The sequence below is a fragment of the Paenibacillus sp. AK002 genome (genome assembly GCF_053903045.1).
The window spans coordinates 2,839,907-2,860,001 of sequence record NZ_CP096377.1 but is presented as its reverse complement, the minus strand read 5'-3'; the positions used below and the strand labels follow the sequence as shown (position 1 = coordinate 2,860,001).

Here is a 20,095-nt window from a genome sequence, read left to right as displayed (position 1 = left end):
CCCTCTATCTTTGTCCCACCATCTTAAAGAATATAGTTTAAGGAAAAGTAGGGAAAAGTTAAAGTTTTTCTTAAGAGATGCGAATCCCTCCCGGGCTTTCGCTCTTTCCCCTTTGACAAGGCTGAAGCCCATGGCTTACCTTGGTATTTAGACTAATAAGAATAAAGAAGGTGCCATTATTCTTGCTTAAACTATTTCGTTATTTACGTCCTCACTGGACAGCGGCCCTGCTTGCACCGCTGTTGATGCTGCTGGAGGTCGCCATGGATCTGCTTCAGCCCATGCTGATGGCCAGCATAATCGACCGCGGCGTCATGCAGAACGATACGGCACACATCCTCAGTACAGGGCTGCTCATGCTGGGAGCTGCAGCCATCGGGCTGCTTGGAGGTCTCGGGTGCACGATTTATTCTTCCATTGCTTCACAGCGTTTTGGCGCCGATCTTCGCCGGGATTTGTTCCGCAAGGTGCAGACCCTGTCATTCCGCAATCTGGACGACATCTCGACCGGATCGCTCATCACCCGGCTTACGAGCGATATCGTTCAGCTTCAGACGATGGTACAGATGCTGCTGCGCATCTTCGTACGCTCACCGTTTCTTGCCATAGGAAGCATGATAATGGCAGTGATCATCAGCCCCAAGCTGGCCATCATTCTGGCTATTGCCGTTCCGTTGCTGTTCGTCGTGATGTTTTTCCTGATCCGGGCTACCCTGCCCTTGTTCGCCACCGTTCAGAAGAAACTCGATAAGGTGAATACGGTACTGAAGGAAAATTTCGCCGGAATCCGGGTCTCCAAGGCATTCGTGCGTGCCGGTTACGAGAAGGACCGATTTCATGATGCGAACCAGGACTTCATGCAAGTTTCGGTAAAAACCCAGCGGATCGTTGCGCTCAACATGCCCATCCTGACCATGATTCTGAATGTCAGCATCGTGGCCGTCCTGTGGTTTGGCGGGAAGGATGCTATCGGCGGATCCTTTGAGGTCGGTAGCCTGGTAGCCTTTATTAACTATGTCACGCAGGTATTGTTCTCGGTTTCTTCCGTGGCCATGATGCTGGTACGGATTTCTACGGCCAAGGTCTCCGCTGACCGTATTCAGGAGGTCATGCGTACAGAATCCGAAATTGTGAACGATGTTCATCCGGCAACCGATGCGTACAAGCAAGGAGAGATCATGTTTGACCGCGTTACTTTTTCCTATAACTCGGAGATGCAGAAGCCCGTACTGCGCGACATCAGTTTCAAGGTCCGACCAGGACAGCATGTAGCCATTATGGGTGCAACAGGTTCGGGTAAAACCTCTTTGGTATCCCTGCTCCCCCGTCTGTACGATGTGACCTCCGGGCAGATCCGAATCGACGGAACCGATGTACGGAGAATGGAGCTGTCCGCTTTGCGCGAACGAATCGGCATCGTCCTGCAAGAATCCATCCTTTTTACAGGCACTATAAGGGACAACATCCGCTACGGGAAACCGGACGCTTCCGATGAAGAAGTAATCGCCTCGGCTAAGGCTGCCCAAGCGCATGATTTCATTACTACCATGCCGGATGGCTACGATACCGTGCTTGGACAACGCGGCGTGAACCTGTCCGGCGGACAGAAACAGCGTATATCCATTGCGCGGGCATTATTGCTTCGACCCGCCATTCTGATTCTTGATGACAGCACCAGCGCCATCGATACGGGAACGGAGTCACGGCTTCGGAAAGCGCTGGCCCGTCTGATGAAAGACCGGACCTGCCTTATGATCGCCCAGCGGATCTCATCCGTGATCGACGCCGACCTGATATTGGTGCTGGATGACGGGGAATTGATCGCGAAAGGCACGCACAGCGAGCTGCTTGCTTCCTGTGAAGTATATCAGGACATTTATCGATCGCAATTCGGCAAGGAGGTGTCTTCTCATGGCTAAACCGAATCAGGATTCCAAGCATGCCCATCAAACGGACGGACCGGACCTTAGCATGCGAGGCGGCAACGCCATCCGCGGAATGACGATAGCCAAAGCCAAGCCGAAACATACGATGGATACGATACGCCGGATATGGAGCTACATCCGTCCGTTCAAAGGCGGCATGATGGCTGTTTTCGTATTCACGCTTGTAACGACGCTGCTCTCACTGATCGCCCCTTATCTGCTGGGGAATGCCGTGGATCATTACATCATCCCGGGAGACATCAGAGGACTTATGGGGGTATGTGCGATACTTCTTGCCGTTTATGCAGGCACCGCGCTCACGGCATGGCTTCAGCAGCATGTTATGGTGAAAGTCTCCCAGCTGTCCATTCTGGCCATGCGGCGAGATATCTTTGCAAGGCTTCAGGTCCTGCCGCTCCGCTTCTTCGACAGCAAGACGCACGGCGAATTGATGAGCCGCACGACCAATGATATCGAGAATGTCTCCGGTACGTTGAACCAGAGCGTAACCCAGCTCATCTCAAGCGTTCTGTCCCTGATCGGATCGCTTGCCATCATGCTGTACTTGAACGTGTGGCTAACACTGCTCAGCATGGTGACCATTCCGCTCGTCATGCTGTTCACGAAGACGGTGGCAAGCCGGACAAGGAAGCATTTTTCCAAGCAGCAAAGCTTGCTGGGTGAGCTTAACGGATTCATTGATGAGACCGTTTCGGGCCAAAAGGTCGTGCAGGTATATCGCCGGGAACGGCATGCCGCTGCCCAGTTTGATGACATGAACAAAAAGCTGACCGACGCCAGCATCCATGCCCAGATCTATTCGGGCACGGTCGGTCCGGTTATGAACGTGCTGAATAACGTCAGTTTTGCCTTGATTGCAGCGGTTGGCGGCTACATGGCTTTCAAGGATTTCACAACCGTCGGGGTCGTCGTTGCGTTTCTGAATTATTCGAAGCAGTTTCAACGGCCTTTGAACGATCTGGCGAACCAGTTCAACCTGGTGCAGTCCGCGGTTGCCGGGGCAGAACGGGTCTTTGAGATAATCGATACGGAGTCCGAATACCAAGGCAATGAACAGACGAAAAAAGCGGACGATATGTATGGCGAGGTACGATTTGACCATGTGTCCTTCAGTTATAAGAAAGACGTCCCGATTCTGAGGGATGTTTCGCTTACCGCCCGGCCGGGTGAGACCGTTGCGCTCGTCGGCCCGACAGGCGCCGGCAAAACCACCATTATCAATCTCCTCACCCGTTTCTATGAGATTGATGATGGCGTAATCACCATAGATGGCAGCGATATCCGCCAACTGGACAAGGACAGTCTGCGGAGTCAGCTGGGGATCGTGCTTCAGGATGCTTATGTATTCTCGGCATCGATCCGGGAGAACATTCGTTATGGCCGGCTGGATGCCTCGGACCAAGAGATCGAAACCGCCGCCAAGCTAGCCAATGCGCATGACTTCATCATGAAGCTGCCCGATGGCTATGATACGCAGCTCCTCTCGGGCGGAGGCAACCTGAGCCAGGGCCAGCGGCAGCTCTTGACGATTGCTCGGGCCGTGCTTGCCGATCCCGTTATTCTGATTCTCGACGAGGCAACCAGCAGCATCGATACCCGAACCGAGATGCATATTCAGACCGCCATGCGCGCCCTGATGCAAGGCCGGACCAGCTTTGTCATCGCCCATCGTCTGAGCACGATCCGCGAGGCCGACCAGATTCTTGTCATGAATCATGGCGGAATCGCGGAGCGCGGCACACATGAAGAGCTGCTGGCCAAGCGCGGCTTCTACTACGAGTTGTACAACAGCCAATTTAAGCTGACCAGCTAACGGACGTTGAACGTTTTCTTATGCTGCAACCGGCAAAATCAGACGAGGACCGATTCTGGAGAATCGGCCCTCGTCTTTTTATCCATAAGAATATCATGTCATTTCTGCTTGGCTCGACTGGCATTACTCAAAATTCGCTTTACGTTCCCAATGATCCATTCCATCTCCACGTATTGGTTGCCCGGCGCGTTGTATTCGACGCCCCAATATCCCCGATAGCCCCCGGCGAGCAGGCTGCGCACCTTCTCCTCCGCATCGGGATGAACCGCGGTCTTCGCATCGAAATGCGTATGCACCGTCCACGGGACAACCATCTCGTCGCCTTCGGCCTCATCCGCCCTCCATCTTCCTAGGTGAAGCAGGAAACCAAAAGCAGGATGCCGGACTTCCTCCGCAATCCGCTTCATTTCCCGAGGGAGGAGGGAGGCGCCCATATGGTTTTCCGGACCTACGGTATAGCCGTTATCCCCAGCACGCTCCGCCAATTCCCGATAGCGCTTGACAAGGTATTCGAATTGTTCGTCCGGCATCGGCTCCGCTTCTTTATAACCGCCGCCGGTGTCGATCCGCACCGTTTTGGCCCCCAAAATTTCTGCGGCATCCAGATGGGCAAGCGCATTGTCATACAACTTCGCCCGCATATCCGGGTCGGGATCCCATAGATGAGCCCCGTCAACGGCAAAGTTAACCACGCTCATCTCCTTCTCATCCAGCGCTTCCCTGATTTTACGTATGTAGCTTTCGTCGGCAAGCTTGTATATGGGGCCGCTTCGATCGATGAAAAAACCGTTCCACAAATCAACCGCATCCATTCGGTAGCGATACTTTACCGTCTCCAAATAACCGAACACATCCATTTTGCCGTCGAGAAACGTGTTATAAAAAGAATAGCCGCCAATCGAAATGTTCATCGCATTGCCTCCTCCTATTCCCGGATTACATACAAACTTACCACATTTTCCATCCATTAATTAACATAAATTCTCAGTCCCTTCAACATTTCTCCTCACTAGGTCTGAACCAATCGAAGCACGAGATAAGCGGCCGTACCCCACATAATCACCGCCGATATTCGGTTGAGCGCGGACAGCAGCCTGCCTGACGGATCCATCCTTCCCGCGGCCCTGCCGGCAATTCCGAGTCCCAGAAACCACAACCAGGAGACGGCGATGCATACAACGGTAAAGATCACTTTGTCCGCCCCTTCATATTGAAGCGAGCTCGTGCCGATGACGCCCATCGTGTCCAGAACGGCATGCGGATTTAGCAGCGACACGGACATGGCAAATACGATTTGCTTCTTGGGAGAGAACGAACGAGCGCTTTCCGGGTCCTGACCTGAAGGCTTACTCCTCCACGTCGCCGCTCCCATATAGACCAGGAAGCAGATTCCCAATGTAAATAACGTCAGTTTGATCCATTCATATTCCAGAACGATCACGGATACGCCCAATACCGCCAATGAAATCAGCAGCGTATCGCATAACGATGCGGTAATCATGACAGGCAGCGCCCTAATAAACCGGGGTTGAACAACACCTTGATTAAATACGAACACATTTTGCACGCCTAAGGGAAGAATAAGCCCGAGAGCCAGAATGAACCCATGAAGTATAACGGCTATCATATGAAGCAAACCTCCAGTCAATATTTTCACCATTGTAATGGAGGAGCTTGGCTGCGTCTCCAACCAATTGGTTGGCATTCGACCCAACCAATGATGTATACTGGGCATGATTTTCTTAGAAACATCAGAAAGCAGGTTGGCCATGTCAGAAGAATGGAAATTGAATAAAGCTTCCGATATTCCGCTGCATCAGCAAATTTATGATTACATGAAGAGCAGAATCATGAACGGGGAATGGCCGGTCGGGACCCGAATTCTCCCGCAGAGGGAGCTTGCCGCCAAATTTCAAGTCAACCGCAGCACCATCGTTTATGCCTTGGGTGAGCTTGCGGCTGACGGTTTCATAGAATCCCGGGTGGGACAAGGCACGGTTATTGTTAACAATACTTGGAGCGTATTGGCCGCCGCGCCCCCGCCTGATTGGAATCAATACGTGAAATCCGGCTCCTATCAGCCAAACATCCATATGATCCAGCAGATCAACCGTGCGGAAACCGATCCGGATGTGATCCGACTCGGTACTGGCGAGCTTTCGCCTGAGCTCCTTCCGACCGCCCAAATGCGGGAGACGTTTAACGGCAGTATGTCCAGCCGTTTCACTTTGGGATATTCGGAACCGAAAGGCAGCCTATACTTAAGGGAAATCATCAGCGATTATTTGAATAAGAAGGGGATATCCGCATCTCCTTCTTCCATTCTTATCGTTTCCGGCGGACTGCAGGGCTTGCAGCTTATTTCCCTGGGGCTGCTGCATCACGGTTCCGCCATCCTGGTGGAGAATCCCACGTACCTGAACTCGATTCATGTATTCCAGTCGGCTGGCATGCAATTGCACGGCATCCCGATGGATGCCAAAGGGATCCGAACGGAATCTATCGGAAGGCTCAAGCGTCAGCACAGAGCCGCCCTGCTCTACACGATCCCTGCCTTTCATAACCCTACAGGCACAATGATGTCTTCCGACAGAAGGACGGAGCTGCTGCAAATCTGTGCCCAAGAAAGATTGCCCGTCATCGAGGATGATGTGTATGGCGATTTATGGCTGGATACTCCATCTCCGCCCCCTTTGAAAGCTTCGGATAAACAAGGACTTGTGCTCTATATGGGCAGCATGTCCAAAACCCTCGGGCCCGGTCTGCGCATCGGATGGGTGGTCGGGCCGGAGCCTGTTATCGATCGGTTGTCTGACATTAAAATGCAGACCGATTACGGCTCCAGCTCGCTGTCCCAGCATGCTGTCGCGGAGTGGCTCTCGAGCGGATCCTATGAGAAGCATCTCGTTCAGATCCGGGCAGAGCTGATGAAGCGCAGAGACTTTACGCTGTCGTTGCTGGAACGATATTTTCAAGATATTGCCCACTGGAATAAACCCCAAGGCGGATTTTATGTTTGGCTCCGCATCGCAAAGCCGATCTCCATTCTTCCGTTATTCGAGCAGGCGTTGAAGGAAGGCCTGCTGCTCAATCCCGGAACTATTTATGACCGTAACGACCAGCAGCATCTGCGGCTATCGTATGCATACGCCGCATACGATCAACTGGAGAAGGGACTTATCCGGCTTGCGGAGCTTATTCGCCTCCATGTGTTGTAAACAGCAAAAGCAAAGGGCTATTCCGAGGAATGCCGTCCCCCCTCTGGATTAGCCTTTCTTTATTCAGCGCGATTTAGCGCGCCATCACGTTATCGTTTATAACTCTCTTTCATAAATCGTACGGAGATGCTGATCATCTAGCTGGACGTATGGGTTATCCATTGTCGGCTACGATGCGATAATCTTCAGGGACCAGCTTCACGGCGAGATCAGCGCAGCGAGATGTGTGACAAATAGCATTGCAGGCCTCACGCGGAATAACGGCGCCAAAAAGAAGCCCGTGATAAAAATAGCGCTGCTTCCCAATCGCCAAGGCAATTGATCCGGATCAACATGCTGCAGCACAGGGACGAAGGCGCACAGCCAGCTCAAAACAAGAAATAAAAACCATATCCAGAACGACCGCACCGGCTCCCCTCTCTTTCCTGTCAAGCGTTTCACATTTCCCAGCAAAATATCCCGTTCCAATTTTTAGTTATATCATATCACAGGCCTCTTCGAGCCTTTAGGTTAAATAAGTGAACTGGAAATAAAAAACGGCTTCGATTTTATTGTGAAAAATTATACTTGCAAGTCTAAACCCTTATCAGTACTGGGATTTATTCGGCAGGTTAAGGAGCCGAAAGCAGTAAAAAACAGGCCCGGAATTGTGACGAAACTGGTAACTCTCGTGAATGTTTGAACAAAGTATGAACTGCCTCTAAACCGCGCCACTACAATGATCTCGCTCACAACCCTCCCCTTTTGTAACAAATTGAACACATAAAATTACATACATTGACACGAATATGGATTTATCTGTTATTTATACAAGTTTATGTGTTTTGCAAAGCCGACCGGAACTTTCTACTATAGATGTGTCAGTAACATTGAATCGAACGAACGTTTCAAAGAAAGGGGTACATCATGAACAAAAGAGGGCCGTTATTTGCATTGTTTTTATGCTTTACCTTGCTCTTATCGGGCTGCAGCTCGCTCACGGTATTAGATCCGAAAGGACCGGCTGCCAGAACCCTATCCGATACAATCATATTCTCCATTCTCATGATGGTCGGAATCCTAGCGGTAGTTTACGCGCTCTATATCTACATGCTCACGAAATATCGAGCCAAGAAATCCAACGAAGGTTATGAACCGCCTCATGAAGAGGGCAACAAATGGCTGGAAATTCTGTGGACTGCCATTCCGATCCTGATCGTTGCCGTGCTCTCGGTCGTAACCGTCAAAACGACGGTGGCCGTCGAAAACGTGCCTGAAGGCTACGAGAACCAAGAGCCTCTGGTCATTTATGCTTCCTCTTCGAACTGGAAATGGCATTTCAGCTATCCGGAAGAAGGAATCGAAACCGTCAATTACGTTAACATTCCGACCCATCGTCCGATCGAGTTCCGACTGTATTCGTTCGGTCCGATCACAAGCTTCTGGATCCCTCAGCTTCACGGACAGAAGTACGCGATGAGCGACATGATCACCAAGCTGAACATGGTTGCCGACGTACCGGGTTCGATGATGGGCCGTAACGCGAACTTCAACGGCGAAGGCTTTGCCCATATGGAGTTTGAAGCCCTTGCCATGACCTCTGCCGAGTATGATGAGTGGGTTAAGGATGTAAAGGATACCGCGCCTGAACTGAAGGAAGATGAGTTCAAGAAGCTTCTGGACACCGCACACGTCGGACGAATGACCTTCTCCAACACGCATCTGGAATTCAGTCCGCCGCCATCCGAAGACCATCACCATGGCGGTGACGTCAACGGCAATGAGGAGCATCAGGACCATAAAGACGTCCACCCGGATCCTGCAACAACGGAAGAAACGGAATTTGACAGCGAAACGAACGTGGATCCAAACGAACCGCTGCCGAACTTCCCGGCTGAAGAAAGCCCAAATCATCAACATGATGGACATTAAATCGGTGAGTGAAACGTTGTTCACCCGATCTACTTCATACATCCAGAAAGGAGCTAGGCCTTTATGAAATGGGACGAATTTTTCGTTACCGGTGATCCGTTAATTTACGGCGCCATGGTGAGTATCGTGCTCGTCTCGCTCGCAATCCTCTTCGGCTTGACCTATTACAAGAAGTGGGGATATATGTGGCGGGAATGGCTGACGACCGTGGATCACAAAAGAATTGGTGTCATGTACATCATCTGTGCATTGATCATGCTGTTCCGCGGGGGCGTCGACGCGATCATGATGCGCGCGCAGACCGCCGCACCGGAGATGAAGTTTCTGACCGGTCAGCATTATAATGAAGTATTCACGACTCACGGGGTCATCATGATCCTCTTTATGGCCATGCCGTTTATCTTCGGTCTGATGAACGTCATCGTTCCGCTCCAGATCGGTGCCCGTGACGTTGCATTCCCTAAACTGAACGCCATCAGCTTCTGGCTGTTCTTCGCCGGAGCGATGCTGTTCAACATTTCCTTCGTTATCGGAGGTTCGCCTGATGCCGGCTGGTCCGCTTACTTCCCGCTGGCCAGTATCGAATTCAGTCCGACGGTCGGCAACAACTACTACTCTCTATCGCTTCAGATTTCAGGGATTGGTACGTTGCTGACGGGCCTTAACTTTATCGTAACGATCCTGAAAATGCGTGCTCCGGGTATGACCCTGATGCGCATGCCAATGTTTACCTGGTCGGTATTGATCACTTGCGTCATCATTATCTTTGCTTTCCCTGTGCTTACGATTGCGCTTCTGCTTATGATGTTCGACCGCATCTTCGGCTCGCAATTCTTCACGATGGCCAACGGGGGCATGGATATGCTCTGGGCCAACCTGTTCTGGGTATGGGGTCACCCTGAGGTATATATCGTTATTCTGCCGGCATTCGGTATTTTCAGCGAAATCATCTCAGCCTTCTCCAAAAAGAACCTGTACGGTTACAGCTCCATGGTATTGAGTATGGCGATTATTTCCGGATTGTCCTTCCTGGTATGGGCTCACCATTTCTACACGATGGGTCAAGGGGCCATGGTCAACGGTTTCTTCTCCATCACGACGATGGCAATTGCCGTACCGACCGGGATCAAAATATTCAACTGGCTCTTTACGCTTCGCAAGGGCCGAATCAGCTTTACGACGCCGATGCTCTACTCGCTTGCCTTTATTCCGATCTTTACGATCGGCGGCGTAACCGGCGTCATGCTGGCGATGGCCAGTGCCGACTATCAGTATCACAATACGATGTTCCTGGTTGCCCACTTCCACTATGTGCTCATTCCAGGCGCCGTATTCGCCGTCATTGCGGGTTTCCATTACTGGTTCCCTAAAGTGTTCGGCTTCCGTCTGAACGAAAAGCTTGGCAAAATCGCATTCTGGTTCATTGCCATCTCATTTAACGTTACGTTCTTCCCAATGTTCTTCCTGGGACTTATGGGGATGACCCGCCGTACGTACACGTATTCGGCCGAAACCGGCTTTGGTCCGCTGAATATGCTGTCGATGGTCGGCGCGGTCGGCCTGGCGATCGGATTCATCCTTCTGGTGTACAACATTTACTGGAGTACACGTTACGAGCCGCGCGACAAAACAGGAGATCCATGGGATGCACGCTCGCTGGAATGGTCGACGCCAAGTCCGGTTCCTGTTTACAACTTTGCGGTAACGCCGAAAGTCAAAGGCCGTGACGCCTTCTGGTTCTCCAAGAAAAACAACGAGCCGCTTTCGGACGAGAAAATCACGAAGATTCACATGCCAAGCAACACCGGAAAACCGTTTATACTGGGCATCGCCTTCTTCTTCCTGGGCTTCTTCCTGGTATTCAGCTGGTGGATTCCATCCATCGTTGCCGGTATCGCGGTATTGATTATTATGGCTACCATGTCCTTCGACCGTGATCACGGGTATTACATTCCGGTTGAAGAGATTGTTCAAACCGAACAGAAACTGCGGGGTGATACGGTATGAAAATAGATGCCACTCAGCCGCTGGAATATGGAACAGAGGAAAACCGCAATCGTATATTCGGCTTCTGGCTGTTCCTCGGAGCTGAAATTGCGCTCTTTGCTACCTTGTTTACCGTCTACTTCGTTCTCGTGAACCGCTTTGCCAGCGGTCCGAGCGGAGCGGAAATCTTTGAAATTACGCCGGTCCTGCTTGAGACGTTCCTGCTCTTAACGAGCAGCTTCACCATCGGTTTGGCTGTTCATGCGATGCGTCTGGGCCTGAAAAAGCAGATGATGATCTTCATGGTCATCACCCTGCTGCTGGGTGCGGGATTCCTCGGGATCGAGATCTTTGAATTCTTCACCTATGTTCATGAAGGAGTAACGCTCTCAACCAGCGCCTTCTCCTCCAGCTTGTTCACATTGCTTGGCACGCACGGAGCTCACGTTACCTTCGGTCTCCTGTGGGGAACAGCCATTCTGATTCAACTTAAAAAGCATGGACTGGATCATTCCACAGCCAACAAGTCCTTCATCTTCTCGCTCTACTGGCACTTCCTGGACGTTGTGTGGATCTTCATTTTCAGCTTCGTGTATCTGAAAGGACTGATGTGACATGTTAAAACAGCTGTTTCCAATTAAGCATGTAGCGGGTTATATATCGTCCCTCGTCCTTTCAGCTGTCGCGCTCGTCGTTCTGCTGGATATGCCGGCAGCTTCGAAAGTGGCCGTTCTGCTGGTCACCGCGATCCTGCAGGCTGCCGTTCAGCTCATGCTGTTCATGCACGTCGGGGAAAGCGAAGACAAAAAGTCCGTCTATATCAACATTGCGTTCGCCCTGTTCGTAGGGCTGGTTACCATCTTCGGAACGCTGTTCATCTTCATATGGGGCTGGTACGCTTAAGTCTCGCGAAAATCTGGGGTGAACGTGTACCGACGATCATTGTTCGCTATCACGAACATATCACCAATATCAAAGAGGGCGTCCCAAGAGATCTTAGATCTCGAGGGATGCCCTCTTTTTTCTATTGAAGGTGCTGCATGCGAATCATTCCCCCATCATACTCCAAACATGCAAAAAGATCCGTTTCTCGGATCTACGGACGTGCGGCCCGCCAATTACGAGGAACGGTTTCTTTTTGCATTCCATATGCAGTTCCATATGCAATTCCATATGCAGCTTCATCTGCCAATGCCATTCGCGGCTCCCTTAATCATGTCCTGCAGGCGTATCCAGAATTTCATCAATCTCACTCTGGAGCTTGGTGGTCAGGGTCTGTTCATCTCCGATGATCCAGGCATGATTATAGGGAGTTTCCACCTTGGAGGCGTCACTCTGTTGCCTGATCGAGTCAACATACTTCGTAATCGAGCGTGGCACTCCGTCGCGCTCCGTAAACAATAAAGGGGCGTGTTTACCCATATGGGACAATGGAGCGGCCGCAATGGACAATGTCGGCGAGTCCGGCCTCGAGAAGGAGAAACTGTAGCCTGGCGATTGTACTCCCCAGCCAAAACCCGTCCCGGGATCATGATACTGGGCAAAATGAATGGCATTCTCATATGGATCGTCCCCGGCTATACGCGTTACCTTCCCATATTGCCGCAGCTCGTCTTCAACGGCCTGGGACACCACCTTTTCAGGTCCGATGACGTAGATATTCGCCTTCCCGTTACGCTGCCTTAGGGCCTGCGCCGTCTCTTCGGGCACGTCCTTCTCGCTGACGTACAGCATCGTTTCCGGCATATGGGCAATCCAGCTTACCGCGGGCAGCGTATAGTCGGGCCGTTCCATCGATCCGACTATAACCGAGGTCGGTACTGAACCGTTTACCCTGGAAGCATAGGCATCAATTGCTGCTGCCGCTTCCGCGGCTTCCCCGGCAGGAATGTGATCGGCCTTGTATTCAAGTCCGTTCAGCTCCTTCATCACCTGATCCGAGATCGGGCCGACGGTAATAATCTCAATCCCCTTGTTGTGCTCCGCTCCCCTCGGCTTCAGCCGTCTCAGCTCTTCCAAGGTTTCCTTCGGGATTCCCCCTTCTTCAACGAAGAGTAAAGGCCCCTTGCTAAGCTGCGTCAGATCGACGCTGACAGCCGCGATCGGCCATTGAGCCGAGTCCACGAGGATCACGGTCTGTGGACGGCTGTGCACGTTCGTGGACTGCCACAGCGTCTTGGAAGTCAGTACGGCTGCACTTACTGGATCGGATGTATTCAACCGAATCGTGTTTTTTGTGGCGGACCAAGGTACGGGAACATCCTTCAGCAGTTCTTTGCTGTGAACCGCCGAGGGAATGGAGGGCTCGGAATGGCTCTGCGTTTGACTCCAAGCGAGGATACCTGCCGTCAGCAGGGCAAGGGCCCAACCGGCGATCATTTTTTTCACCGAATATTCCTCCTGTCTTCACAATACAGCGCATCGTGCGAGATCATTCTTCCTGCTGATCCGTCTACAGATCTTCCATTAATTTCTCCTCATCCATATCCGGCGGCAAGCCAGGACGCTCATGGGTACGGTTTCGGATCCATTGTTCCTTCAGCATCTTCACAAATACGTCATCCCGGGACAACCAGACCCCGTACTGACGCTTCATATGCCGCTCTGCTTCCTCGAACGACCTGAACCGGAATGGGAGAGGTTCTCCATTCCACTCGATCACCCATTCCCCGGCATAGGCGTAAACAAACAGCAAATCCTCGCCCCAGCTTTCGTACAGCACGCCGGACTCGCTTCCTTTGATATTAAACTGATTACGCGATGCATCGAAGCGGATCGGTTCCAGCTCAAACGAGTCCGCCGCAAACAATTGATACACATCCTCTGTTATGGTGCACCCGGCAGCTTTGGCATGGCCGCCACCGCCATACCGCATCGCCACTTCGGACACGTCCACATGATCATGAATGGTTCGAAGGCTCATTTTTCTTCCACCCATGTTCAGGATGGCGATGTAGTCAAGATGGGGATAGCTCGTTCCCAGCTCGCTGGCAAGCTCGGAATGATAGGATTCGGCGTAAACGATGCCGACGCAATGCTCCTCGACGAAGGTTTGAATGAGTTCTCGCTGCTTGCGACGAATGTAACGCTCGATTTTATTCTCTTCCAAGTCCAGGATTTTCTGTTCAAATTCATCAAAGAAGAAGCCCTCGTGCGATTCCCGGAGGCGCTCAGACATCTTGCTCTCGAATTCGTCCAGGGACAACATGTAGAATAAGTCATTCAAGCGCTTAGCCTCGATCTTGCCGCTCTCTTCCCATTCCCATGTATCATAGAGGCGCACCAGCTCAACGAATTCGTCCAGCGCTTCGCTTCTGCCGAGATGTCCATGCTCGATTAAATATTCATAGAACAGCGAGGTTGCCGATGCCAAGCGGCCGTCCCGATGCGTCACATCCACTTGTCCCCAGCTGTGTTCATTGAGGTGAAGGGCTGTTTTATGGTGATCGATAAGCTGCACCTGTCCCCCCTCTTCGACAAACACGTTCAAATCCTTCTCGATGTCAGGAGAGACCGACAAATCCGTAATGAACAGCATATCGTATGGATTCTCCTGTACGGAGGTCCGGTTCAAATACCTTGCAACTTGTTGATTCAATCCGTGAATGGAGTTGTAACGGACATCGATTCCTTCACCGAAGGCGCATTTGGCGATGATGCCGCAGCCGACGCCATCTAAATCGTTATGGCTGTACAGATGATACATGGTTAACTTCCTCCCAGCAGAAGGTGGAATGATTAGTTGTTCTTGCCTTTCATCCCTTTACGGTTCCCTTAATTCCGTCGTTTTAACCCCTGTCAGCCCCTCAGAATCAACAAGGAAACTAAAAAAGAAGAAGCGGCTGCAGCAGCCGCTTCTTCTGGAATATAGAAAATGATTATGCCTGTTGAACCGGTCTCGGCCCTTTGGATGCCATGACCTCGTACATGCCGTGGCTGGAACTAATAACATGCTCAGGCTGCGGCTTTCCGCGGTTGTCGCGATGTCCTTGGATGTGCGCAGGACTGGTTTCCCAGCGTTTCCACGCTTCTTTCGACTCCCAGCGGATCATCACGATAACTTCTTCCGTTTCGTCGGTACGTTTCGCATTCTTCACAAGAACGTTCAGATCGATAAATCCTTCAATTTCTTCGATGGGTCCGGGCTTGCTGAAACGTTCCACGACCAGGTTGGAGGTGCCTGCTTTAACAATAATCGTTTTAGTCTCGATCAACATATCCATAAACACTCCCTTAGCGAAAATCCGCCTGATTAAACGAACTATATATCATTCTAAATGATAACGATTATCAATGTCAAACCGTTAAAGCGTTCAACTTTAGCAAAAAAAAATCCGACCAGCATGAACCTGCTGATCAGATTGGGATCAATTCATCGATGCACGCTGCACGGAATTGCAGGCAGCGCAATCCTCCTGCAAATAAAAAAGCGAAGTAAAGCCGGCCTTCTTCAGCTTGCGCGCAGCCAGGATTCCATCCGAGCGCTTGGGCGTTACGATGACTACGGAATCATCGGGCTTGAGCTCCTTCTCCCACACATACGGCAACCTTCCAAGCGAGATGTTTATGGTCTCTTTCCTCGGACATTCCATAAATTCGGACACATCGCGTACATCAAGCACTTTCAGATTCGGGCATTCCTTCTGTGCCAGACGAAGATCACTGCACTTCATGAAGCGCAAACCTGTTATAGGTACATACCTCCGGTAGTAGAGACCGGATATAAAGATTATCAGTGCGGCAGATGCAATCAGCACGAAGCATTCCCCCATCAATATCATGTGTTTCAGCATGAGGCATGGCGGTAAGATCACGGGCTTAACAAATCGCCAATCCTACCCCTACGGGTATATAGTATGTGCTCCGCACCTAATTGTCAATACATCATGACAGCGCGTTTTCTTCAATTTCAAACCCTAGGTCTTCAATCAATCCCCAGTCGGCCGTATGAGCCTGGCCTTCTGTCGTTAAATAATCGCCGATGAATATGGAGTTCGCCGCGTACAGTCCAAGGGGTTGAAGGGATCGCAGGTTCACTTCCCGCCCCCCTGCAATCCGTATCTCTTTCGTCGGGTTAACAAACCGCATCATGGCAAGAATCTTCAAACACATGATCGGTGTCAATTCCTTGCGACCTTCCAGAGGGGTTCCCTCGATCGCATTCAAAAAATTGCATGGAATCGAATCCGCTCCAAGCGATTTCAGGGCAAACGCAATCTCCACACGTTCTTCCAAACTCTCCCCCATTCCGAAAATGGCTCCAGAGCAAGGGGACATTCCGGAAGAGCTTGCCTGCTTCACCGTGTCCAGCCGGTCATCGTATGTATGCGTAGTCGTAATATGCCCGTAATTATCTTTGGAAGTATTCAGATTATGGTTGTATCGATGGACCCCGGCATCGGCAAGCTTGCGCGCATGTTCCTCATTCAAGAAGCCCAGGCAACAGCACACCTTCAGATCGGTCGTCCGGGTAATCTCCTTCACCGCTTCGGCTACATGATCAATTTCCCGATTGGAAGGGCGGCGTCCGGATGCAACGATGCAATAGGTGCCCGCTTTACGGCGAATCGACTCTCGCGCGCCTTCCAGAATTTTGTCCTTGGTCAGCCATGCGTATTTTTCGATGGGCGCTTCCGACACGATGGACTGGGAGCAATATCCGCAATCCTCAGGACACAGACCGGATTTCGCGTTCACGATCATGTTCAGCTTGACCTTGTTTCCATAATACTCGCGACGGATGTGGTAGGCGGCCTGCATAATGTTCAGAAGCTCCCCGTCCTCGCTGTTCAGAACCGCCAAGGCTTCGGCCGGGGTCACTTCATGTCCTTTCACGACCCGATCCGCCAGCTTCAACCAATCGTAATGGGTTTGTGTTGTCATATTCAAAATCTCCCTCTCCATTCTGATTGTCAACCTTTTTTAACGATATACAGGTTAACAATATGGATAATAATAGCACAGGCCACGAAAGTGAGGCAATCCTCCATTGAAGCCTCCGCGAAAAAAATAGGGACTGCTTCATCAAAGCCGGATCCGGCTTAATGAAACAATCCCTTTCCTATTTAACGAATTGTTGGCTTTACGGTGCCCGCTTGGGCAGCATTTTCACGTACTCATCGGACATTTTCATCAGCTGCAATATATAGTCGTAATCGCTGCGGTATTTTTCGAAATCCGTTACGGGCTCAAGCGTCTTCAGGGACACTGCGGTACCGTCCTCAAACCCGTCTCCAGGCACGAACAGAATGTCGTTATTAAAGAAAGATCCCGTCGGCAAATAATACCTCATTCCTATAACGTTGCGGTCTACGTTAAGCAGGTCATGCCCGAACGCGTTAAACCCCTCCTCATCGAGCGAGACTCCCAGAAGGTTTGCGACGGTAGGCAGAATATCCACCTGTCCCCCCACCTGCTCAACGACCTTCCCTTCCTTCATGCCGGGAACATGAATGATGAGCGGAATGTTAAATCGACTGACGCGCTCATGGTAAGGAATGCCCAGCGTTGACGAGATCATCTCCGCGTTCGCTTCTGCCGGATTGATGCCGAAGTGATCTCCATATACGACCAGGACGGTTTCATCCCACAGCCCGTTCTGCTTCAGGCGGTCTACCAGCGTTCCCAGCGCATAATCGGAATAGTTCACCGACTTCAGATAGTTTCCCAAATGGGTCCCTTCCAGCTCGGCCGGCAAGGTGATCTTCGCGAATTCATCCTTTACATGGTACGGAGAATGATTGGAGACCGTGATGTAGTGGGCATAGGTAGGTTTATTCTGCTGTTGGTTCTCCAGCAGCTTGTCTACGCCGACTCGGAACAGCTCTTCATCGGAAGGACCGAATTCATTGAAGTTATCATTCGTAAAATACGGCTTGTCGTAATAATGCTGAAAATCAAGGGCCGGGTACATCTTGCTGCGATCCCAGAACTTCACGTCATTCACGTGGAATGTGCCGGTTGCATAGCCATGCTTGTTCAAGAGCCGCGGAAGGCCCGGCAGCTCCTTATTTCCGAAACCGGTGGACATGGCAACCGTTCCTGTCGGATAGATCGAGGTATTCACCGCAAATTCGGCATCCGATGTATTGCCTTGGCCGATCTGTTGGAAGACGTGGGGGAAATACAGGCCGCCTTCCGCAAGCTCGTTCATCACCGGAGTCAGTTCCTGGCCGTTCAGGGATTGGCCCACCGGGAAGTTCTGCAAGGACTCCATCTGGACGATGATCAGATTTTTGCCTTTTGCATCGCCGAAATAGTCCGGCTTATCCTGTGCTTCCTTGACGTAAGGATACGTCGCCAGCAGCTGCTGGGACCGCAGGATGGTGTCCTGCAGACTTCCCTCGGCCAGCGCACGTTTCTCCTGCGAGTTACGCACGACAGCAGACACCTGGTAGTTCATGAACCCCATTTGCTCCGCCCGCACGATTTCATTCTCGATTCCCCACTCTTTGCGAATGATCAGTCCGGACAGAACAACCGCTACGATAAGAACAACGGTCATGGAAGTACGCCACATCAGACCAGGCCTGCGTGAGTAGGTTACGGAATATCCGGAACGAGCTCCACCGAAATGCAAGCCCCTTTGGGAGCGAGAACGTATTTTCCGGACCGCCCATATGACCAGCAGGAGCAGCAGGTCCAGGAAGAATAGAAAATGCTCCGGCTCTAGCAAAGCCGTAATGCTGGCCCGTACCTGATTTACTTGACCGATACCCGCAAGCGCGGTATACGTCGGTATGGACCCAAAATGAACGTTATAAACAGCCGATGCAAACATGATGAAAGATAAGACGACATTTAGGATCACATAGACCGTCTTTTTCCCTCTGACCGGCAGGAGCAGCTCCAGAAAGCTAATCAGGGCGAGGAGCGACAGTGCATCGGTAAGCACCTTCCCCCATGCAATCCCATTAAACAGAAACACTCTTAGAAGGATCAGCTTGACTAAGAGCGTCAAAAAAACGAGTACACATAATTTCAACCTTTGTTCAAGGTAGCGTTCCATTTCCCATTCCCTCTTTTGTAAAAGTAATGTTAATTTGCAGCTTCCATTATAACAGGAATGTAAACTCCGATCTAATCCGCCCATTCCTTCGCTCCCCCGTCAAGTGTCCAATGCATGATCCATCCGTACCACGTAGGATAATGCATCCCAATCAAAGGCTGGAGGGTTTATGCATGAAGATGGTTGTAACCGGCGGAGCAGGCTTCATCGGCTCCCACCTGGTGAACGGACTCGTTAATCAAGGCTATGAAGTCCATGTAATTGATAACCTGACAACCGGAGATCCAGGTCGCCTTCACAGTGAGGCGATTTTACATGTAGCTGACGTTAACAGTCAGCAGACAACGGCATACATCTCGGTGCTGAAGCCCGATGTCGTCTTTCATTTGGCCGCACAGGCCGATGTGCAGCGATCGATCCAGGAACCTCGGCTTGATGCGGATGCCAATGTCATGGGCACGATAAACATACTGGACGCTTGCCGTAAGGCTGGCGTTCGAAAGATCGTGTTTGCTTCGACAGCCGGTGTGTATGGAGACCTCGAGAGATCTCAGCTAACGGAAGACGATCCGGTTAACCCGGTCTCCTTCTATGCGCTATCGAAAGTAGCAGGCGAACAATATATCCGTCTCTATCACCGCTTCTTCGGCCTGCAATACACCATTCTTCGTTATGGTAACGTCTACGGGCCGGGTCAGACCGCGAAGGGAGAAGGCGGTGTCGTGGCGGTCTTCGGCGAACGCCTGTATCAAGGCGGGCCGCTCCCAATATACGGCGATGGTCTGCAGACCCGGGATTTCATTTATGTCAAAGATGTGGTTGATGCCAACCTTGCCTCCATCCTTCATGGTGATCAAAGTGTGCTTCATGTTAGTACCGGCACCGACCATTCCGTCAATACACTCGTCGATCTCATCAGCCGGCTGCACCCAGACCGCATCGATGTCGATTATCTGCCCGCGAAGATCGGCGATATTCGGCACAGCTGCCTGAATAATGAAAGGACTCGGGAGCGGCTGCGGTGGAGTCCGTTGTTCAGCCTGGAAGAAGGCATGGAAGAAACCTACCGTCACTGGCTTGGCACACTAGTTTCCCAAAGTGCCCCTAGCAAATGAACATAAAACAGCCGTATTCCTTGTCATGACAAGAAATACGGCTGTTTGTAAGCGTTCCGGTCAGGGCTACGATAACCATCTCATGCATAACGCTTCGT

17 protein-coding genes are annotated in these 20,095 nt (G+C 51.3%); 8 read left to right on the top strand and 9 right to left on the bottom strand.

From position 1 onward, the window contains the following. The first annotated feature begins 182 nt into the window (after positions 1 to 182). Positions 183 to 1,919: an ABC transporter ATP-binding protein gene (locus tag M1D70_RS12770; RefSeq protein ID WP_456290011.1), complete on the top strand. Its 1,737-nt coding sequence runs from the start codon at positions 183 to 185 to the stop codon at positions 1,917 to 1,919. Next, positions 1,912 to 3,759 carry an ABC transporter ATP-binding protein gene (locus M1D70_RS12765; RefSeq protein ID WP_456290010.1) on the top strand — a complete coding sequence of 616 codons (1,848 nt, stop codon included), beginning with the start codon at positions 1,912 to 1,914 and terminating at the stop codon, positions 3,757 to 3,759. Before M1D70_RS12770 ends, M1D70_RS12765 begins: the two co-directional genes overlap by 8 nt. 98 nt (positions 3,760 to 3,857) lie before the next feature. Here the strand turns inward: M1D70_RS12765 and M1D70_RS12760 are convergent, their stop codons facing one another. Together M1D70_RS12760 and M1D70_RS12755 are read right to left on the bottom strand one after the other, a co-directional pair. Then, positions 3,858 to 4,670 carry a sugar phosphate isomerase/epimerase family protein gene (locus tag M1D70_RS12760; RefSeq protein ID WP_456290009.1) on the bottom strand — a complete coding sequence of 271 codons (813 nt, stop codon included), beginning with the start codon at positions 4,668 to 4,670 and terminating at the stop codon, positions 3,858 to 3,860. Between the two features lie 98 nt (positions 4,671 to 4,768). Then, complete coding sequence (locus M1D70_RS12755) at positions 4,769 to 5,386, bottom strand: LysE/ArgO family amino acid transporter (protein WP_456290420.1); 618 nt, start codon at positions 5,384 to 5,386, stop codon at positions 4,769 to 4,771. A 142-nt stretch (positions 5,387 to 5,528) separates the two neighbouring features. On the opposite strand from M1D70_RS12755, the gene pdxR reads away from it, so the two are divergent. Then, positions 5,529 to 6,977 (top strand): MocR-like pyridoxine biosynthesis transcription factor PdxR, encoded by a 1,449-nt coding sequence (pdxR, locus tag M1D70_RS12750; protein ID WP_456290008.1) that lies wholly within the window; start codon positions 5,529 to 5,531, stop codon positions 6,975 to 6,977. Positions 6,978 to 7,175: 198 nt separating this feature from the next. On the opposite strand, the gene M1D70_RS12745 is transcribed toward pdxR, so the two are convergent. After that, positions 7,176 to 7,445 carry a hypothetical protein gene (locus tag M1D70_RS12745; protein ID WP_456290007.1) on the bottom strand — a complete coding sequence of 90 codons (270 nt, stop codon included), beginning with the start codon at positions 7,443 to 7,445 and terminating at the stop codon, positions 7,176 to 7,178. Between the two features lie 438 nt (positions 7,446 to 7,883). On the opposite strand from M1D70_RS12745, the gene qoxA reads away from it, so the two are divergent. The 4 genes from qoxA to qoxD all read left to right on the top strand — a co-directional run bounded on the left by qoxA (position 7,884) and on the right by qoxD (position 11,777). Continuing rightward, the gene (gene qoxA, locus M1D70_RS12740) at positions 7,884 to 8,888 is read left to right on the top strand and encodes a cytochrome aa3 quinol oxidase subunit II (RefSeq protein ID WP_009589422.1); all 1,005 of its coding nucleotides are present in this window, start codon (positions 7,884 to 7,886) and stop codon (positions 8,886 to 8,888) included. A 63-nt stretch (positions 8,889 to 8,951) separates the two neighbouring features. After that, a complete protein-coding gene (gene qoxB, locus M1D70_RS12735; protein WP_009589459.1) occupies positions 8,952 to 10,895 on the top strand; it encodes a cytochrome aa3 quinol oxidase subunit I in 1,944 nt (647 codons plus the stop codon). Continuing rightward, positions 10,892 to 11,488: a cytochrome aa3 quinol oxidase subunit III gene (gene qoxC / locus M1D70_RS12730; protein ID WP_009589471.1), complete on the top strand. Its 597-nt coding sequence runs from the start codon at positions 10,892 to 10,894 to the stop codon at positions 11,486 to 11,488. Before qoxB ends, qoxC begins: the two co-directional genes overlap by 4 nt. A 1-nt stretch (position 11,489) precedes the next feature. Then, a complete protein-coding gene (qoxD, locus tag M1D70_RS12725; protein ID WP_009589381.1) occupies positions 11,490 to 11,777 on the top strand; it encodes a cytochrome aa3 quinol oxidase subunit IV in 288 nt (95 codons plus the stop codon). 306 nt (positions 11,778 to 12,083) lie between these two features. Here the strand turns inward: qoxD and M1D70_RS12720 are convergent, their stop codons facing one another. The 6 genes from M1D70_RS12720 to M1D70_RS12695 form a co-directional block, all read right to left on the bottom strand. After that, positions 12,084 to 13,253, bottom strand: a complete 1,170-nt coding sequence (locus M1D70_RS12720) for a cell wall-binding repeat-containing protein (protein ID WP_456290419.1) — start codon at positions 13,251 to 13,253, stop codon at positions 12,084 to 12,086. Between the two features lie 73 nt (positions 13,254 to 13,326). Then, a complete protein-coding gene (locus M1D70_RS12715; RefSeq protein ID WP_456290006.1) occupies positions 13,327 to 14,580 on the bottom strand; it encodes a DHH family phosphoesterase in 1,254 nt (417 codons plus the stop codon). Between the two features lie 172 nt (positions 14,581 to 14,752). Continuing rightward, positions 14,753 to 15,091 carry an antibiotic biosynthesis monooxygenase gene (locus tag M1D70_RS12710; protein ID WP_036665294.1) on the bottom strand — a complete coding sequence of 113 codons (339 nt, stop codon included), beginning with the start codon at positions 15,089 to 15,091 and terminating at the stop codon, positions 14,753 to 14,755. A gap of 150 nt (positions 15,092 to 15,241) precedes the next feature. Further along, the gene (locus M1D70_RS12705; protein ID WP_009589472.1) at positions 15,242 to 15,667 is read right to left on the bottom strand and encodes a rhodanese-like domain-containing protein; all 426 of its coding nucleotides are present in this window, start codon (positions 15,665 to 15,667) and stop codon (positions 15,242 to 15,244) included. A gap of 91 nt (positions 15,668 to 15,758) precedes the next feature. Next, on the bottom strand, positions 15,759 to 16,757 hold the full coding sequence (gene bioB / locus M1D70_RS12700; RefSeq protein WP_456290005.1) for a biotin synthase BioB: 999 nt from the start codon (positions 16,755 to 16,757) through the stop codon (positions 15,759 to 15,761). A 199-nt stretch (positions 16,758 to 16,956) separates the two neighbouring features. After that, on the bottom strand, positions 16,957 to 18,882 hold the full coding sequence (locus tag M1D70_RS12695; RefSeq protein WP_456290004.1) for an LTA synthase family protein: 1,926 nt from the start codon (positions 18,880 to 18,882) through the stop codon (positions 16,957 to 16,959). 173 nt (positions 18,883 to 19,055) lie between these two features. On the opposite strand from M1D70_RS12695, the gene M1D70_RS12690 reads away from it, so the two are divergent. Then, a complete protein-coding gene (locus M1D70_RS12690) occupies positions 19,056 to 19,997 on the top strand; it encodes an NAD-dependent epimerase/dehydratase family protein (protein WP_456290003.1) in 942 nt (313 codons plus the stop codon). Positions 19,998 to 20,095: the final 98 nt, after the last annotated feature.

Coding starts and splice junctions, on each gene's coding strand:
- M1D70_RS12765 (WP_456290010.1), top strand. CDS start 1,912: ATGGCTAAACCGAATCAGGATTCCAAGCATGCCCATCAAACGGACGGA.
- M1D70_RS12760 (WP_456290009.1), bottom strand. CDS start 4,670: ATGAACATTTCGATTGGCGGCTATTCTTTTTATAACACGTTTCTCGAC.
- M1D70_RS12755 (WP_456290420.1), bottom strand. CDS start 5,386: ATGATAGCCGTTATACTTCATGGGTTCATTCTGGCTCTCGGGCTTATT.
- pdxR (WP_456290008.1), top strand. CDS start 5,529: ATGTCAGAAGAATGGAAATTGAATAAAGCTTCCGATATTCCGCTGCAT.
- qoxA (WP_009589422.1), top strand. CDS start 7,884: ATGAACAAAAGAGGGCCGTTATTTGCATTGTTTTTATGCTTTACCTTG.
- qoxB (WP_009589459.1), top strand. CDS start 8,952: ATGAAATGGGACGAATTTTTCGTTACCGGTGATCCGTTAATTTACGGC.
- qoxC (WP_009589471.1), top strand. CDS start 10,892: ATGAAAATAGATGCCACTCAGCCGCTGGAATATGGAACAGAGGAAAAC.
- qoxD (WP_009589381.1), top strand. CDS start 11,490: ATGTTAAAACAGCTGTTTCCAATTAAGCATGTAGCGGGTTATATATCG.
- M1D70_RS12720 (WP_456290419.1), bottom strand. CDS start 13,253: ATGATCGCCGGTTGGGCCCTTGCCCTGCTGACGGCAGGTATCCTCGCT.
- M1D70_RS12715 (WP_456290006.1), bottom strand. CDS start 14,580: ATGTATCATCTGTACAGCCATAACGATTTAGATGGCGTCGGCTGCGGC.
- M1D70_RS12710 (WP_036665294.1), bottom strand. CDS start 15,091: ATGTTGATCGAGACTAAAACGATTATTGTTAAAGCAGGCACCTCCAAC.
- M1D70_RS12705 (WP_009589472.1), bottom strand. CDS start 15,667: ATGCTGAAACACATGATATTGATGGGGGAATGCTTCGTGCTGATTGCA.
- bioB (WP_456290005.1), bottom strand. CDS start 16,757: ATGACAACACAAACCCATTACGATTGGTTGAAGCTGGCGGATCGGGTC.
- M1D70_RS12695 (WP_456290004.1), bottom strand. CDS start 18,882: ATGGAACGCTACCTTGAACAAAGGTTGAAATTATGTGTACTCGTTTTT.
- M1D70_RS12690 (WP_456290003.1), top strand. CDS start 19,056: ATGAAGATGGTTGTAACCGGCGGAGCAGGCTTCATCGGCTCCCACCTG.